Annotated in this window: 16 protein-coding genes and 1 pseudogene; 13 read left to right on the top strand and 4 right to left on the bottom strand. The window is 33.8% G+C overall.

Features of this window, described 5'->3' with window-relative positions; all coding sequences use genetic code 11:
• The 5 genes and pseudogenes from Q8G36_RS27140 to Q8G36_RS27120 form a co-directional block, all read left to right on the top strand.
• Positions 1-314: pseudogene (locus tag Q8G36_RS27140) on the top strand (hypothetical protein); the annotation flags it as partial.
• A gap of 585 nt (positions 315-899) precedes the next feature.
• Positions 900-1,550 (top strand): helix-turn-helix transcriptional regulator, encoded by a 651-nt coding sequence (locus tag Q8G36_RS27135; RefSeq protein WP_251272879.1) that lies wholly within the window; start codon positions 900-902, stop codon positions 1,548-1,550.
• A gap of 10 nt (positions 1,551-1,560) precedes the next feature.
• Positions 1,561-1,935 (top strand): RidA family protein, encoded by a 375-nt coding sequence (locus Q8G36_RS27130; RefSeq protein ID WP_305161292.1) that lies wholly within the window; start codon positions 1,561-1,563, stop codon positions 1,933-1,935.
• 73 nt (positions 1,936-2,008) lie between these two features.
• Positions 2,009-3,112, top strand: coding sequence for a threonine synthase (locus tag Q8G36_RS27125; RefSeq protein ID WP_305161351.1), 1,104 nt, complete (start codon positions 2,009-2,011; stop codon positions 3,110-3,112).
• Between the two features lie 266 nt (positions 3,113-3,378).
• Complete coding sequence (locus Q8G36_RS27120) at positions 3,379-4,674, top strand: IS110 family transposase (protein WP_305275299.1); 1,296 nt, start codon at positions 3,379-3,381, stop codon at positions 4,672-4,674.
• Between the two features lie 494 nt (positions 4,675-5,168).
• On the opposite strand, the gene Q8G36_RS27115 is transcribed toward Q8G36_RS27120, so the two are convergent.
• Together Q8G36_RS27115 and Q8G36_RS27110 are read right to left on the bottom strand one after the other, a co-directional pair.
• Positions 5,169-5,606, bottom strand: a complete 438-nt coding sequence (locus Q8G36_RS27115; protein WP_305161290.1) for a hypothetical protein — start codon at positions 5,604-5,606, stop codon at positions 5,169-5,171.
• A gap of 444 nt (positions 5,607-6,050) precedes the next feature.
• A complete protein-coding gene (locus Q8G36_RS27110; protein WP_305161289.1) occupies positions 6,051-6,923 on the bottom strand; it encodes a LysR family transcriptional regulator in 873 nt (290 codons plus the stop codon).
• A 107-nt stretch (positions 6,924-7,030) separates the two neighbouring features.
• On the opposite strand from Q8G36_RS27110, the gene Q8G36_RS27105 reads away from it, so the two are divergent.
• The 3 genes from Q8G36_RS27105 to Q8G36_RS27095 all read left to right on the top strand — a co-directional run bounded on the left by Q8G36_RS27105 (position 7,031) and on the right by Q8G36_RS27095 (position 8,373).
• Positions 7,031-7,417 carry a tautomerase family protein gene (locus Q8G36_RS27105; protein ID WP_251437112.1) on the top strand — a complete coding sequence of 129 codons (387 nt, stop codon included), beginning with the start codon at positions 7,031-7,033 and terminating at the stop codon, positions 7,415-7,417.
• A gap of 41 nt (positions 7,418-7,458) precedes the next feature.
• On the top strand, positions 7,459-7,785 hold the full coding sequence (locus Q8G36_RS27100) for a carboxymuconolactone decarboxylase family protein (protein WP_251437111.1): 327 nt from the start codon (positions 7,459-7,461) through the stop codon (positions 7,783-7,785).
• A gap of 282 nt (positions 7,786-8,067) precedes the next feature.
• Positions 8,068-8,373 carry an NIPSNAP family protein gene (locus tag Q8G36_RS27095; RefSeq protein WP_251437110.1) on the top strand — a complete coding sequence of 102 codons (306 nt, stop codon included), beginning with the start codon at positions 8,068-8,070 and terminating at the stop codon, positions 8,371-8,373.
• Between the two features lie 610 nt (positions 8,374-8,983).
• On the opposite strand, the gene Q8G36_RS27090 is transcribed toward Q8G36_RS27095, so the two are convergent.
• Both Q8G36_RS27090 and Q8G36_RS27085 read right to left on the bottom strand, forming a co-directional pair.
• A complete protein-coding gene (locus Q8G36_RS27090; RefSeq protein ID WP_034314407.1) occupies positions 8,984-9,640 on the bottom strand; it encodes a DJ-1/PfpI family protein in 657 nt (218 codons plus the stop codon).
• A 171-nt stretch (positions 9,641-9,811) separates the two neighbouring features.
• A complete protein-coding gene (locus Q8G36_RS27085) occupies positions 9,812-10,408 on the bottom strand; it encodes a TetR/AcrR family transcriptional regulator (RefSeq protein ID WP_034314404.1) in 597 nt (198 codons plus the stop codon).
• 1,105 nt (positions 10,409-11,513) lie between these two features.
• Here Q8G36_RS27085 and Q8G36_RS27080 point away from each other — a divergent pair.
• From Q8G36_RS27080 to Q8G36_RS27060, 5 genes are all read left to right on the top strand, one after another.
• Positions 11,514-11,681: a hypothetical protein gene (locus tag Q8G36_RS27080; protein ID WP_305161288.1), complete on the top strand. Its 168-nt coding sequence runs from the start codon at positions 11,514-11,516 to the stop codon at positions 11,679-11,681.
• A gap of 267 nt (positions 11,682-11,948) precedes the next feature.
• Complete coding sequence (locus Q8G36_RS27075) at positions 11,949-12,518, top strand: sigma-70 family RNA polymerase sigma factor (RefSeq protein WP_370694084.1); 570 nt, start codon at positions 11,949-11,951, stop codon at positions 12,516-12,518.
• Positions 12,508-13,563, top strand: a complete 1,056-nt coding sequence (locus tag Q8G36_RS27070) for a DUF4030 domain-containing protein (protein ID WP_305161286.1) — start codon at positions 12,508-12,510, stop codon at positions 13,561-13,563. The genes Q8G36_RS27075 and Q8G36_RS27070 overlap by 11 nt, the downstream gene beginning before the upstream one ends.
• A 249-nt stretch (positions 13,564-13,812) precedes the next feature.
• The gene (locus tag Q8G36_RS27065; protein ID WP_305161285.1) at positions 13,813-14,295 is read left to right on the top strand and encodes a YjdJ family protein; all 483 of its coding nucleotides are present in this window, start codon (positions 13,813-13,815) and stop codon (positions 14,293-14,295) included.
• Between the two features lie 130 nt (positions 14,296-14,425).
• Entirely contained in the window at positions 14,426-14,791 is a 366-nt protein-coding gene (locus Q8G36_RS27060; RefSeq protein WP_305161284.1) for a hypothetical protein, read from the top strand.
• Positions 14,792-14,994 lie beyond the last annotated feature (203 nt).

Below are 14,994 nucleotides of genomic sequence, written 5' to 3'. Positions count from 1 at the left end.
TAAGTGTAGCGTTTGGGCATCAGATGATCAAATGGGCGGATGCGCATTTCGCTTATAAATATGGAAATGGTGAAAAACCTATAAAAAAGAAAAAATTCGGAAGGGAACATGCTAGACAGGAGCGTATAGGATGGTTCCAGCATTTTGTTTCTTGGTTAATAGGAGGAGTTCTTTTAGCAGTGATGATCTTTTCGATTAATAATCCTTCTCAGACTCAAGCATTGCTTAATACTTTAAAATTATGGACATTGATCTTGGTTATTGATTTTATCATCAGTTTTAGTTATACCATGTTTCCAAAAAAAGAAAGGTAAAGTTTTCTATCCATCTTGAAAAAGTTGAAACGAATATGGTAAGGGGACTCGAAGATAAAAGAGTAAAGTCTCTTTTTTAATTGAAGTAATGGAGGAGGTTAAGTGGAAAGAGGTGGAATTGAATTAAAAAAAGATTAGCATGCTTCCATTATTAATCAATTAAAAAAAAGCCAAAAAGTCACTCCAAAAACTGAAGCTCCTTTTTTAACTAAAAGGTGCTTTACTTCAATAAGAAAGGTTGCTGAGGCAGCCTTTTTCTTATGGTACTAAAGGAGCAGGTTAGTTATATAAAGAATACTGTTAAATGACATTAAATTTAAAACATAATAAAGTTGTTTAAAAACGTCAGTAATGTTATTCCATTAAAGGGTCATATTGTTTAGTAAGGAAAATGAAGTTTGTGAAGAAACGTACTTAAACGTAGCAGTTTAGTTAAAGAAACCTCCTATCTAATCATTCATTTTTAGGTGATTTGCTAATCCTTAAGATGAATTTTTTAAAATTATATAAAAAAATATACATATTGCTTTTTTTATATAAAAAAATATATAATTGAATGGAATTTAAAGAATGAGGTAGTTAGACATGGAAGAAATTAAGAAAGTATTAGAGAGTTTTATCCCTATAGCAAAATCTACTGCAAAAATGTTTGGACCAAACTGTGAAGTCGTTATTCATGATTTGACGAACCCTCAAGCATCTGTAATGTTTACAGTAAATAACCATGTTACAGGAAGAGAAATCGGTCAATCATTTGATCACCTAGTGAAGACTGTATTACAATCAGAAGATTTTAAAGAAGATTATCTTGCAGGTTATACATTTGTAACAGAAGATAAGCGTACTATTCGTTCTTCGACTTCATTAATACGTGATTCCAAGCAAAAAGTGATTGGTGCTTTCTGCATAAATTTTGATGTTGAAGCACTGAATCAAATGCAACAATTTATGAATACTTTTCTTTCTACACAAGTTGAAGTTCAAGAGAATGAAACAAAATCAGATGATGATATTGAAAATGTTGAAGGAATAGTGGATCAATTGATTCAACAAATCATTCAAAACAGTGTTCATCCAGTCATGAAACGCCATGAAAAGATTGAATTAATAAGATTTATGGACGAAAAAGGCATATTTTTAATGAAAGGATCTGTTGAGAAGGTCGCATCTTTGTTAGGCATTTCCAAAGTAACAGTTTACAGTTATTTGGATGAAATCAAAAATAAATCAAGTTAAGGAGAATCAAATGAAAAGCATCTTTGAAGTAGGAAATTTAAAATCAAATGGACACTATGCATTAGCAACAGTTCATCAGAACACTGTCTATGTATCAGGGCAATTTGCCATTAATCCAGAAACCTGTGAAAAGAAATTTGGCACCATCGAAGAAGAAACATTACAAGCACTTAAAAATGTGGAAATGATTGTAGAAGCAGCTGGAAGTAAAAAAGAGCAGATTTTGCGTATGACATTATATATTCCGGATGTGAAATTATGGGGTAAAGTAGATGCTGTTTATAAGGAATTTTTCGGTGAACATAAACCAGCTCGTACCGTTGTACCAACTAGTGAATTACATTTTGGATTCAAAATTGAAATTGATGCCATTGCATATATTTAGTTATATTTTTTTATCTGTTATGTATAAAAAAGTCTATTTTATATAAAAAATTATTCGGAAGGATTGATAAATGATGAAACAATTTATTTGTAACAGTTGTGGCAAAAAGCATGATATTACACCAACTCTATGGAAATGTGAATGTGGCGGAGTATTAAACATAGTAAAAGATAACCCAAAAGTTGATATTGCATCTTGGAATAACTATCCAAACTCATTATGGCGTTATTTTGAAACCATGCCATTCGCAAAAGATTCTAAGACATGGGAATCCGTGACAATGGGTGAAGGTCAATCACCTTTAATCATACTAGATCCTATGGAGCCAAATACGTATGTAAAAGTTGATTATATGATGCCTACATTATCCTTTAAAGATCGAGGAGCCGTTGTTTTGATGACAAAGGCAAAAGAATTAGGGGTATCAAAAGTTATTGCTGATAGTAGTGGGAATGCAGGAACGGCGATTGCAGCTTATGCAGCACGTTGTAATATTGCCTGTGATATATATCTAAGTGATGAAACTTCACCGAAAAAGATCGCTCAAATAAAAGCCCATGGAGCAACGATTAAAGAGATTCGTGGTACACGAGAGGACATTGCAGCTGCGGCACAAAAAGCAGTAGACGAAGAAAAAGTTTTTTACGCAAGTCATGTGTATAATCCTTATTTTTATGAAGGAACGAAAACATATGCCTATGAAATTTATGAACAATTAAATGGTGCGCCTGATGCTTTAATTATTCCGGTTGGAAACGGTACGCTTCTCCTAGGTGCGTACTATGGCTTTAAAGAGTTATTTGAAAATGGATTAATTGATAAACTACCGAAAATCATTGCCATTCAAGCGGAGAACTGTGCGCCTCTTGTGAAAGCTTACCAAACCGGGGAGGAATCAGCACAACCTGTTACGAATAGGGGTACTTTGGCGGAAGGGATAGCTATTGCTGCACCAGCGCGTTCCAAACAAATTTTAGAAGCTGTACGTAATACCAATGGTACGTTTATTGATATTGAAGAAGAGGAGATTCTGAGTGCACGAGCTAAAATTAGTGAGAAAGGATTTTATGTGGAAGTGACATCAGCAGTAAACTATGCTGGCTACATCAAGTATAAAAAGGCACCAGAAGAAAAAATAATCATACCTCTTTGTGGTGCAGGTATTAAATCAAAATAAACCCAGAAGGCCAGCTAGGTGAAAAAAGATGTAGGAGAGATAACATGAGAAACAAGCCAACGATTCCGTTGGCTTTTTGAATGTACAAACCTTTACATTATCATACATTCGGAAAATGAAGTGAAAAACCCTTCTTAAACTAACGGGGCAGCATTCCTGTAATAACTGAAAATGAGGTTTGAACGAAAAAAGACCTCTTGATAAGATGAATGTGTCCTAAGCTGGCCAGCTAAAAAAGGACAAAACATCTATTTGGAGGTCTCACAATGAATTATAACCAAAATCATAAAATCACTCAAATTACTTCTGAAACCTTAATTGTCGGAGTAGATATAGCCAAGCACAATCATGTCGCGAGAGCACAGGATTTTAGAGGATTGGAACTGGGTAAAACGTGTTTCTTTGAAAATACGAATGCAGGATTTCATTCGTTTCTAGATTGGATTAACCGACTTGTTAAAGAGTGTAAGTTAAATCAAGTGATTGTAGGCATGGAGCCAACCGGTCACTACTGGTTAACTCTAGCTCATTTTCTAAAAGAGAATAATATTAAGTTCGTATCTGTCAATCCACTACATGTTAAACGAAGTAAAGAATTAGACGATAATTCACCTACAAAGAATGACGTGAAAGATGCAAAAGTCATCGCACAATTAGTCAAAGACGGAAGATACGCCGAACCGACAATTCCACAAGGAATTTATGCAGAACTACGAGTGGCCAAAAAACTTCGCGATCTTCTCAACGTTGACTTACAGGTCGTTCAGGGACAAGTTCATAACTGGCTTGATCGTTACTTTCCCGAATTTTTGACAGTGTTCAAAAGTTGGGAAGGCAAGGCAGCTATTCATTTTCTAAAGCTAGAAGCCTTGCCACATGAACTTGTAAATTATACGGAAGAAGAGCTCTTACTTTCCTTAAGACAAGTGGTTAAACGCAGTATAGGCTTAAAGAAGATACGAGCACTCAAAGAAGCAGCCAATCGTTCGATTGGTATTCGTCAAGGGGCAGCTATGGCGAAATTAGAGTTGAGAACTTTACTAGAGAAGTATGATTTTATTCAAATGAAATTCGAAGAATTAGATCATCAATTAGATCAGTTATTAGACCATATCCCAGGTGTCACACAGATGTTAGAGGTGTCAGGAATCGGTCGAGATACAGTAGCAGGATTTTTCGCAGAGGTCGGCGACCTCAGAGACTATCAACATCCTCGCCAAATCGTAAAATTAGCAGGTTTAAGTTTAAAAGAAAACACATCCGGAAAGCACAAAGGTCAGACCAAGATTACTAAACGGGGACGAAAGAAATTGAGGGCTCTCTTATTCCGGGCAGCCATGATACTGGTGGCAAAGAACAAGGCTTTTAAAGCTCTTCATATATATTACACAACACGTTCCCACAATCCCTTAAAGAAAATGCAATCTCTGATAGCCTTGTGTAACAAGCTTATTCGAATTCTATTTTCAATCGGTAAAAAACAATTTACGTTTCAAGAAGACAAGATGTTAAAGGATATCCCTCATATGGCAACATTTGTAGTCCATCAAACAGTCGCATAGTTCATTGAATTTTAAGGTTACACGGTCATTTAATTAACATTTATTTAAAAGTGAAGCACGGATTAGTCGGCAAAGCAACTAACGTAAGGGCTTAGATCCTGTGGGGCAGCATGACCGACATCCACCTCATGGAAAGGTTGAACGAAGGAATGTAGGAGCATCGACTCTGTGAGACATGGGAGGGTTGACCTCCATGAGACATGTGGATATCCTAAAGTGCGATCATAACATTGCTTAAACCAATTTTTTCCTATGATTGGCTAGTTTAGCATGCACTTTTTTCGGTAAATCCTTATTCTTGAGGCGTAATGCCGAGCTTACATAGATAACGGTTAATGATATGACTATGAAATCCTAAGAATTCTAGAGCAATCGTGAGATTGTGTTTAGTTTATTGAGGGAGGTTAGTTTAAGAAGGGTTCATCAACAGATCAAAGAAATTACCATTTCTGGTACTGTTTTTGTTGGTTTAGGAACCCTTCAACAGCTAAAAACTATTGTTTGTGAAATGTTACTTTTGTAATAGTTGGAACTACTTTATTTTCTTTTGCTAATTCTCTAACAATTTTGTCGATATTGTTAATTGTCTCAACTCTACTTTCACCAGGCTTTTCATCTACTTCCAAATCCACTATTTGAAAATTGATGTCAAATTCGCCTGTCATAGTGCGTTTTTTGTATCCATTTTCAGTAAGTTTCTGTTCAACCTCATCAATAAAATTAGATTTAGTAATCTTTTCCCATACTTCATCTCTCTTTTTTAGTAATTCTGGATGAGCTACATTGAGAGTTTCTCCGTCTTTTAGCTTAACGATTTTATCATTTGGATTTTTTTCTTGTGCTTGAACAAATGACTCATTAAAGAAAAAAAGTAACCCAGCAACTAAGCATACTAAAAAATATTTTATTGGAACTAAATAAAATTGTTTCATTATAACTCCTCCTTATTGGAACTGTTCTATTGTTATGTTTCCTTTGCAATTTGAATTATATCCATAACTTCATTGATTCGGGACCCAGAATTTAAGTTAGTTAATTTCCCTCATCAATTAACACGTGCGTTAGTTGAGATCAGGGGGCTGCTATTTGGTGGCCTTCTTTCTTAATGAACTATCGGGGCAGTTTAGTTCATTAAGGGTTATGAATCCTACGATAACAGGATTTATTGCAGATACAATTATAGAAATTAATGAAGTAAAAATAATGGTTAATCCACTAACGATGTTGGTTCGATTTCTTTGAGGGGTACTGCCAACATCTCGGGAATTTTGTATGCTAAGCAAATTCTAACCTAAAAAGCCGATTCCTTCTATTTATAAGGAATCGATTTTATTTGTCTTATTCTACAACGCACACGTTAGCCCATTATATATATTCTATTCCCTATCAAATGAATCTCTTATTAAGTCTAGGAATAACTTCTTTATATTAGAAAGGTACTTATTATCCTTCTTTTGTATTATCCCAATAGGAATGAAAGGATTCTTCAATTCTAAGGGTACTTTAACAATATTATCAGAAAGCTTTGAAGATGATAAGACTACACCAATGGAAGGAAAGTTATGAATATATAAAGGTATGGATAGTATCTGACTAACTGTGTAATAAAAGGGTTTCGAATCTAAATGTGACAGCTCTTCTTCAAACTTTGTATAGTATAAACAATTTTCCCCACCAATGAAAACAGGGTATTCAGTTATATCATTCAGCGATTGGATGGTAATAGGATCTTGATAATATTTTTTGGAAAATATTACGGATATTTCTTCTTCATATAAATGGATGAATGAATATCCATTTTCTTTGTACGGTTTTCCACCTATTGCAAAGTCGATCATACCACTATCTAAAAGATTTATTAGAGTGTCTGTATTTCCTACAGTAATATTACAAGTCACATTAGGTTTTATTTCCCTAAACTGGCTTATAGTAGATGGCAAAATAGTTGCTGCTGTTTCAATTGCCCCGATATTTATGGTGCCAACTTCTTCTTTTTCTATTGCTTTTGATTGCTCTAAGACAAAATCCCAATGTTTAATCAGAGAATGAATCTCCTTAGCGAAAATTTCTCCGGAATCTGTTAACTTTGCTTCCCATCCTCTTTCGAATAACTTAAATCCAATTTCATTTTCTAGCTTTTGTATATGGTTCGTTATAGTTGATTGTGCATAGTTTAATTTTTGAGCTGCTTTTGAAAATGTCCCTTCCCTTAAAATTGCTTGGAATGTCTTAACTTCTTTTAAATTCATATCCAATAATCTCCATTCGTTTTTATGAATTTTTCATTCGATTATTTCAATTATACAAATAACATTAGTAAAGGTAAAATTAACTTGTTATCAAAAGGAGGGGAAAAATGCCATTCGTTCAAATTAGTTATTTGGAAAATGAATATAATCATAAAGATTTACAGCTAATCAGTAGAAATGTTATGGCCGCACTTATTGAAGAATTTCACGTACCCAAAAAGGATTATTTTCAAATTTTCCAGTCGCATAAGGTGGATGAGTTTTATTTTGATCCGAATTATCTTCTTAGTAGTAAAAGAACAAACCAACTTCTTTACATCTTAATCACATGCGGTCCAGGAAGATCTAAACAGCAAAAAGAATTACTGTATAAGAGTATTGCTAACAAATTGCACAATAATTGTAATGTAGTTAAAGAAAATGTATTTATAATTCTATCGGAAACAAATCTTGAAAACTGGTCATTTGGAGACGGAATTGCTCAAATGATTTAGTGTTTTAATATCAGAATTAATAATCGAGAGGAGCAGGAGATATGAACAAACCCATTACTCCTACTGTAAGAAATTCATTAGGACATTTTGCACCAGATTTTGTTAGATACTCTGAAGAGATACTTTTCGGAGATTTATGGAGACGAGATAATTTAAATTTAAGAGACCGAAGCCTAATTACTGTTACATCGCTAGTAACTGGAGAAAGCCTAAATCAGCTTCCATATCATTTAGAACTTGCGAAACAAAACGGTCTAACAGAGGAGGAACTTATAGAGACTATTACTCATTTAAGTTTTTACGTTGGATGGCCGCGATCCGCATCAGCATTAGAAGTAGCTAAGGAAACATTTGGAAGATTAAAATAGTAAACCGTATGAACGGCTAAGAAGGTAATAAATCAATTTCGTTTCAAGTGATTACCTCCTTTTTCTTTAATTAAGTAAATTTCAAAAGAAAAAGTAACCAACTCTCTAGATTTCGAGGCAATTTCTCTTTCTTATGTCGTTTATTTTTAAAACGATTGACCTTAATAGGGTGCTTTACTTCAATAAGGGAGTTGCTTCGGCAGCTCTTTTTCTGCTAACGAGGCAGGTTAGTCGAATTATATGTTATGATGGAAAAAAATAGATTTTTTTTGGGGGGGTAAAATGGTTACATGCTATCTGAAATATGTTATTGACCCTTATAAATTAAATGAGTTCGAGGAATACGGTAAGACGTGGATTCGATTAGTTAATAAATTAGGCGGTACACATCAGGGTTATTTCCTTCCACATGAGGGTGCTAATAATATTGCTTATGCATTATTCACTTTCCCAAGTTTAGCAGCATATGAAGAGTACCGAGTAAAAATGGCATTGGATGCAGAATGTCAAGAAGCATATAAATTTGCAGAAGAGACTAAATGTATTTTAAGTTATGAGAGAAGCTTTATGCGTCCTATATTCGAATGAACATACATTAAAGTTGAAAAATAATCTATACATACCTTGTTAAGCTAAAGGGTGCGTTAGCTGAAAATCAGAGCTGTCTTTAAGGCAGCTTTTTCTTTATGGAACTACCATGAAAATTAAACACTAATAATCAGGAAAAAGACCATATTAAATAAAACGCAAGCTTCAATTTTTTTGAAAAAGAGCAGCGTCCTATTAAAGATTTCTTAATAAATCGGTGGTTAGGATGCTTCTGATAGGCTTGCTTTTGTTTATCAAAATAATCTTCGCCTAAGTCTACAAACATTACTTTTCTAGTTAAAAGATAATAAGCAATTCTTAATGGCGTGGGCAACGACAACTCCAGTTCGTTTTCTTCCTTTTCGCGCGGCTGTCCGTCTGTATAGAGCGCCATCCCATGGGGGTATGATTAAAAAAATCATTGAAAGGTTTCTTCATTACCACACGAAATTAATGATGTGTGGTTCAATTCAAATAATACAGGTATACATTTTTGAGTATTCCGAACATCCATATAAACATGTGGCGAGACCCCTATCTAGAATCATAAAGTAACAGGACAAAGGAGAGGATATCATAATCGTCTCCCTCATTCCTATCATATGTTGATTTATAATTCAGGCTCTTGTTTTGCAAGCTCTTGAAGCATCACCCTTAATTGTTCTACCAATGGAGCCGGCGCTTTCTTTGGTGAACCCGAATCAAACGGGGGCATAGGGTCGTATTCCAAAAGCAGTTGGACAGATTTACTGATATCTTCCCCCCATTCCCAAGCTATTAGTTGGAGGGCCATGTCGATGCCGGAGGAGACACCTGCGGCTGTAACGATTTTACCTTGGCGAGCCACTCTCTCACCAGTTGGGACTGCACCAAGAGAATGGAGTAGATCATAAGAACCCCAATGGCTGGTTGCCTTCACACCATTTAGCAAACCTGCGGCACTCAAAATCAGAGAGCCGTTACACACTGATGTGGTCCATTTCGTTGTCTCATGTATTTGCCGAATCCAATTTAATGTGTCTTCGTCATTCATGTTAGACTTATAGTTAGGAGGACAACAACCAGGTACCACAAGAATATCAGCTGATGTAACTTCAGAAAAACTCAAATCGGCATGCAAATGCCCCATTTTAGAATCCAGTTTGATTAAACCCTTATCTTTGGCGACAAACTTCACTTCGATACCCTTTACGGCAGCAAATACCTCGTATGGACCAATTGCATCTAGGGCTGTGATCCCATTGTAAAGCATGATGGCGACTTTCATGATGAACACTCCTTTAAACATAGTATTTTGGCTAAATTTTAGGATTGTATCGAACCGGACCGTCCGGTCCGTATGGTTTATTATACATGCTTATTTAACTTTTTTCATAAATTAATTAGTACATTTTAGTGAACAAATAAGCTAAAGAACCAAGAGGTATTAGGATTACCTCTAGTTCTTTTCTGAGTAGTGCTGTAAAAGTATACTTATTTGCCCAATGCTATGAAGCATATGTTCATTATTTAAAGACAAGCGACTTGCCATAACGGCGCCTTCTATTGTGGAAAACAAAAAGGATGCTAAAGAATAAGAATCCACATCTTGAAGAAATTCTTTTGAACGAATTCCCTCATCAATGATAGATTGTATGATAATTAAAGTATGATTATAGGCTTCGGCAGCTTTATCATGAAGTTCTGGAAATCCAAAATCAGTTTCTATGGCCGTATTAAGTAGAGGACATCCGCCATCAACAGGTGGATTATTAACAGCATCTTTATAAATATGACACATTGCTATTAATTTATCTGTTGCTGTAACTTTTGATTTTGTAGCTTCAAAAAAATGATTCCAGATAATGCTTACAGAATATTCGAATGAAGCAATAGCAATTTCGTTCTTATTTTCAAATCTTCTATATATTGCCCCTTTTGGTAATCCTGTTGCTTTCATAATATCTTGTATAGAAGTTTGACTGTAGCCTTTTTTATTAAATAAGGCTAAGGAAGTTTGAATAATAAGTTCGCGTGTTTTATCTACCTTATTCATATTTTCTCCTTTGTATGGGAATGTAACATTTATTATATCCAAAAATGCAACCTCTGCCTAATAGTCTCTATGGGGGCTAGGTATGGCTAAAACTGTGTATAAAGTTTTAAATTGAATCAAGAAGGAGATTATTCCGTGGATTGGTTAATCAACTTTTTGTGTGAAGTGAAAAGGAGCTTGCCTAGTTATTTTTTTCTTCTTGTTTGCGTTTTATCTCCAACTTATTGTGAAGAAATGTATGCGGCACCTCTTTTTCCTATTCCAAAGTTAGTTTGTGAAGGATTGTACTTAAACTAACGGGTGCGTTAGTTCATTAACAGGGGTTGCTACGGCAGCCTTTTTCTTATGGCACTAACGGGGCAGTTTAGTTCATTAAGCATAACTTAGTCGAATCGTGACTATTGACTATTTTTATAAAAAAAACTAAAATTTGGTTAATAATATTAATTGGCGGTGTGTATTCATTGAGTAATATAGGTATTCCAGGATTAATTCTATCTTTTCTTTTCGTAATATTAGTTTTGTTTTTACTAAGAAAACTAGTACAACCGAAGAAAGACCTTCAACAAAAAATAGATAAACTAGAAGAAGAGGTTCGAATATTAAAAAATCACAAATAATAAACTATGCTTTAATGTACTAACGGGTGTGCATTAGCTGAGATCAGAGCTGTTTATATGGCAGCTCTTTTTGTATGGAACTAACGGGGCAGGATAGTTAAATGGGAATCCAACAAAAAACAGCGAATATTATCTAGAAGTTGAGACAATGATTTCAGGGGGGAAGAAATAAATGGGCTTCTTTTGGATGGGTCTTGTATTTTGGCTATTGATTGGAGCTTCTTTGCTTTTATTTATATGGGGTTTATGGAAAAAATCTTGGAAAGTATTATTAATAAGTGGAATTGCACTTGTCCTACCATCACTATATTTCCTTGGTGGAGAAAGTTGGTACAGACTAGTTACACTCCTGCCTTTGATTCCTTTTCTGTTTGCTTTTTACACAAGAAAAAGTATCAAACACTCTTTATGAAATCAAATTGTAGATCAACAAGAATTATTTTTAACACCGTCCGAATAATCGGAACAAATAGGTGGGTGCAAATATGGATAGACGCAAAAAAAATAAAAGAGATACATATAAAATTCAGCATGAGTATAGAAAGAAAATGAGAAAAGAAGCAAATAATAAAGAGACTAATTTAGAAATGATGATTGTTGCTATAATTCTTTTTATATTATTAATAGCAGCATGGATATTTTCTCTAAGTTGAAAGGGTTTCATAAAAACTTTAATCCTTATAGAACTAACGGGTGCGTTAGCGCCATAAGAAGGTCGCCAATTGGCGGCCTTTTAAAAGTATTCTTTATTAATCATATATTCAAATTAAAGTGGAAAAATCTAAGAATTGTTGAGTCCAGTCCAGCTAGGTAAAAAGGGAATATACATTTTAAATTGTCATTAGTCATTTTTAATTTGGAGAAAACAGAACCATTTTTCTATGTGAATCGTCTAACTATAGAAAAAGAGGAGGATATGAATGCACGTGAAAAAGAAAATGGAGAAGGCTTCTTTTTTTGAAGTCAATAAGACCACCGAAGAAACTCATCTAGAAACAATTATGGAGCAATATGGCGATATGGTCGTACGCCTAGCTTATACATACGTGAAGCAAAAGCCACTAGCAGAAGACATAGCTCAAGAAGTGTTTATAAGTTGTTATCAACATTTGGATAAGTTCCGTAATCAATCGTCGGTAAAAACATGGATTTATCGGATAACCGTAAATAAATGTAAAGATGAACTAAAAAGCTGGTCTTTTAAAAATTTGTTTTATACCGATTTAATCAGTTCCTTTTTTAAAAATGGAACGAATACAACGGAGCTTAAACTTTTAGATTTAGAAGAAAATCGGTGGATTTCGAAAATAATTCTATCCCTTCCCCTGAAATTGAGAGAAGTAATAATTCTCTATTATTACGAGGATCTTTCCATTTCAGAAATAGCAGATTTATTAAATGTTAAGGAAAATACAATAAAGACTAGACTCTACCGTGCTCGAAATTTATTAAAAAATATATTTGAGGAGGGAAATATGGATGGAAGATAAAATGAAAAACCTCCAAGATAAAATGAATAAAACCGTATTGAAAGAAATACGCTTTGAAGAAAAACATAAACAAAATGTTTTGAGAACAGTTGGAAGCTTAAATAATCTATCTAGTTCAGTAATCAAAAAACATAGGTACAGTTTAGGAAGAAAATTTACTTATTCTGTTTGTTCAGTTGCGTTGCTATTCACTCTTTTCATAGGTTCAGCCTTTTTCTCTCCTGCTATGGCAGAGGTTGTATCAAAAATCCCTTATTTAAGTAAAATATTTCACTCAGAGCCTATAAATCGGATTATATGGGGAGAATTAGAAGAGAAAGGTTATGAGATTAACGGAGTAAGTGGGAATGCTAGTCACATTTTGATAAAATTAAATGGATCCGAACAATATTTTCAAGATGTTCACGAAGAAGTAAAGGAAATTGCTGCCAAGATATTAAAATCTAATGAATATGATAGGTATACAATAAAAGTGAAAAGAGAGATTGATATAGAAGTTCCACCGACCTCAGAGAGAGAGAAGGCAATCGGAGAAGCATTGAATAGGATTAATGACCAATTGATTAAATTAAACTTCAATGTACTTTCTTACGGGGCTTCTTATCCTTCTGAAAACTCAAATAAAGTGATAATCGAAATAGATGTTCCTAACACTGAAAAAAGGATAGAAGAAATAAAAGAAATTACCAATGAAATTTTACGGGTAAAAAATATTGAGTCATACTCTATTAAGATTAATAAAATAGATCTTATTCAAAGAGAAAAAGAAGCCAAGTGGAGCGAGATATTTCCGACGATTTATGAAGGGTTAACGGCAAGAAGTGAATATAAAGTAACAGGACTTACCTACTCATTTCATCCAGCGCCACTCCAAATCATTATAAGTACATCAATCTATAGTTCAGATAAAGATGCACCTGAAAAGGTTCATATTATAGAGAAAACCATCAATGAATTCTTAAATTCTAAAGAAATAAAAAGTAAGATTGATGGAGAACCATATAAAATTATCATTAGAAGCAAAGATAAGCAGAAAATAAATTAAATATTAATACTTCCCCTTATGTAAATTAGCTATATATGCTTACGGGTAAAACCCACCAATTGGTGGGTTTTTTTATGTGCGATTCTTATACAGATCATACATTCAAATTGAAGTAAAAAAATTTCCCCCTTCGACTAACGAGGCAGGTTAATTGAATAAAGAAAAAGGATATTAATGTTAATAATTTAAATTAATGTTAAATTAAGTGTGAAGAGTAATTTTTAAATAATAAATTTGAGGGTGTTTAATATGTTTAGGTTTTTGTTTCAGTTTGGTATAGCATCTATTTTACTTTTAATTTCAACCGTTGCTGCTTTCTATGAAGGTAGTGCAATCGTAGATAATCCTTGGGAATGGAAGTACTCAACACCATTTTCTCAATTTTTATACGGTGAGGTAAATAGTAATAGCTCTATATCACAACTTGACTACTTTATATTCGCAGTTAAATTTCAACCCACTTTTCCTGTCATTATGGTAATAAGTAGTTTATATTTGTTAATTCTTATTGGATACCATTTCTTAAAGCCGCAGCATAAACGGTTTGCTTATTACTTGTCCTTTTTGGGTGGAGTATTATTCTTACTTAGTTATTTTATTTTTAATTCTCCCACATTTGGTGGTCAAATTTTTTTCTATATTTGGTTAGTGAGTGGTGTATTGTGCATTGTAACTGCTGTAATAACTTATTTTCAAATTTTAAATCGTAACACGAACGAAGTTAAAAATTAACCTTGTTGAACTAACGGGTGCTTTACTTCAATAAGGAAGGTTGCTGAGGCAGCCTTTTACTTTGTTGAGCTAGTGGGGTATATTTGCTCAATAAATCCTATATATAAGCTAACAGAAGAGAGGGATAAAAATGTTATTAGTATTTAAGTCAAAGATTTTTAGAGTTTTCATTATTATGCTTGCTTTAATGTTTGTACTAGTATTTTTAAAAAGGGATGTTATTTTTCAGGAGGGAAATCCAATTCCTTTGGCTGTTGCTATTACAAAATTAACATTTCAAGATGTTGAAATGGTCCGTGTTTGGCAAAATCCGGATCAATACATAGTAAAACAGGGTAATTATGAGCCATTCATTAAATATATGGAAGATGATGATTGGAAATATATAGGTGAAAATGGAGATGGTTTATTGTTTGTTAATAAAAAGGGAAGTGTTACTAGTGCGATAGGCGTTAGGTCTTTCACGAAATATTACACTCTTATCGATAGTTATTAACTAAATCTTTACCCTTTATAGAACTAACGGGTGCTTTAGCTGACGATCAGAGCTGTCTTTAAGGCAGCTTTTCTTATGGAACTAACGGGGCAGAATAGCTCTATGAAAATATTGATTATACTTAGATTAAATAAAAAAATCCCGAACAATTAAGGTCAGATTTTTCTTATACTATTTTTAGCAGAAGCCGCCATATCCATGAC

The sequence above is a fragment of the Peribacillus frigoritolerans genome, assembly GCF_030676415.1.
Classification (GTDB): domain Bacteria; phylum Bacillota; class Bacilli; order Bacillales; family DSM-1321; genus Peribacillus; species Peribacillus frigoritolerans_A.
Note: the sequence above shows the minus strand (reverse complement) of the source record. Positions and strands in the feature narration are given on the sequence as shown.

Excerpts from the sequence above, each read along its gene's own strand:
- Q8G36_RS27120 (WP_305275299.1), top strand. The coding sequence starts at position 3,379 with ATGAATTATAACCAAAATCATAAAATCACTCAAATTACTTCTGAAACC.
- Q8G36_RS27070 (WP_305161286.1), top strand. The coding sequence starts at position 12,508 with ATGGAAGATAAAATGAAAAACCTCCAAGATAAAATGAATAAAACCGTA.
- Q8G36_RS27080 (WP_305161288.1), top strand. The coding sequence starts at position 11,514 with ATGGATAGACGCAAAAAAAATAAAAGAGATACATATAAAATTCAGCAT.
- Q8G36_RS27090 (WP_034314407.1), bottom strand. The coding sequence starts at position 9,640 with ATGAAAGTCGCCATCATGCTTTACAATGGGATCACAGCCCTAGATGCA.
- Q8G36_RS27065 (WP_305161285.1), top strand. The coding sequence starts at position 13,813 with ATGTTTAGGTTTTTGTTTCAGTTTGGTATAGCATCTATTTTACTTTTA.
- Q8G36_RS27085 (WP_034314404.1), bottom strand. The coding sequence starts at position 10,408 with ATGAATAAGGTAGATAAAACACGCGAACTTATTATTCAAACTTCCTTA.
- Q8G36_RS27100 (WP_251437111.1), top strand. The coding sequence starts at position 7,459 with ATGAACAAACCCATTACTCCTACTGTAAGAAATTCATTAGGACATTTT.
- Q8G36_RS27110 (WP_305161289.1), bottom strand. The coding sequence starts at position 6,923 with ATGAATTTAAAAGAAGTTAAGACATTCCAAGCAATTTTAAGGGAAGGG.
- Q8G36_RS27125 (WP_305161351.1), top strand. The coding sequence starts at position 2,009 with ATGAAACAATTTATTTGTAACAGTTGTGGCAAAAAGCATGATATTACA.
- Q8G36_RS27115 (WP_305161290.1), bottom strand. The coding sequence starts at position 5,606 with ATGAAACAATTTTATTTAGTTCCAATAAAATATTTTTTAGTATGCTTA.
- Q8G36_RS27105 (WP_251437112.1), top strand. The coding sequence starts at position 7,031 with ATGCCATTCGTTCAAATTAGTTATTTGGAAAATGAATATAATCATAAA.
- Q8G36_RS27060 (WP_305161284.1), top strand. The coding sequence starts at position 14,426 with ATGTTATTAGTATTTAAGTCAAAGATTTTTAGAGTTTTCATTATTATG.
- Q8G36_RS27095 (WP_251437110.1), top strand. The coding sequence starts at position 8,068 with ATGGTTACATGCTATCTGAAATATGTTATTGACCCTTATAAATTAAAT.
- Q8G36_RS27130 (WP_305161292.1), top strand. The coding sequence starts at position 1,561 with ATGAAAAGCATCTTTGAAGTAGGAAATTTAAAATCAAATGGACACTAT.
- Q8G36_RS27135 (WP_251272879.1), top strand. The coding sequence starts at position 900 with ATGGAAGAAATTAAGAAAGTATTAGAGAGTTTTATCCCTATAGCAAAA.
- Q8G36_RS27075 (WP_370694084.1), top strand. The coding sequence starts at position 11,949 with ATGCACGTGAAAAAGAAAATGGAGAAGGCTTCTTTTTTTGAAGTCAAT.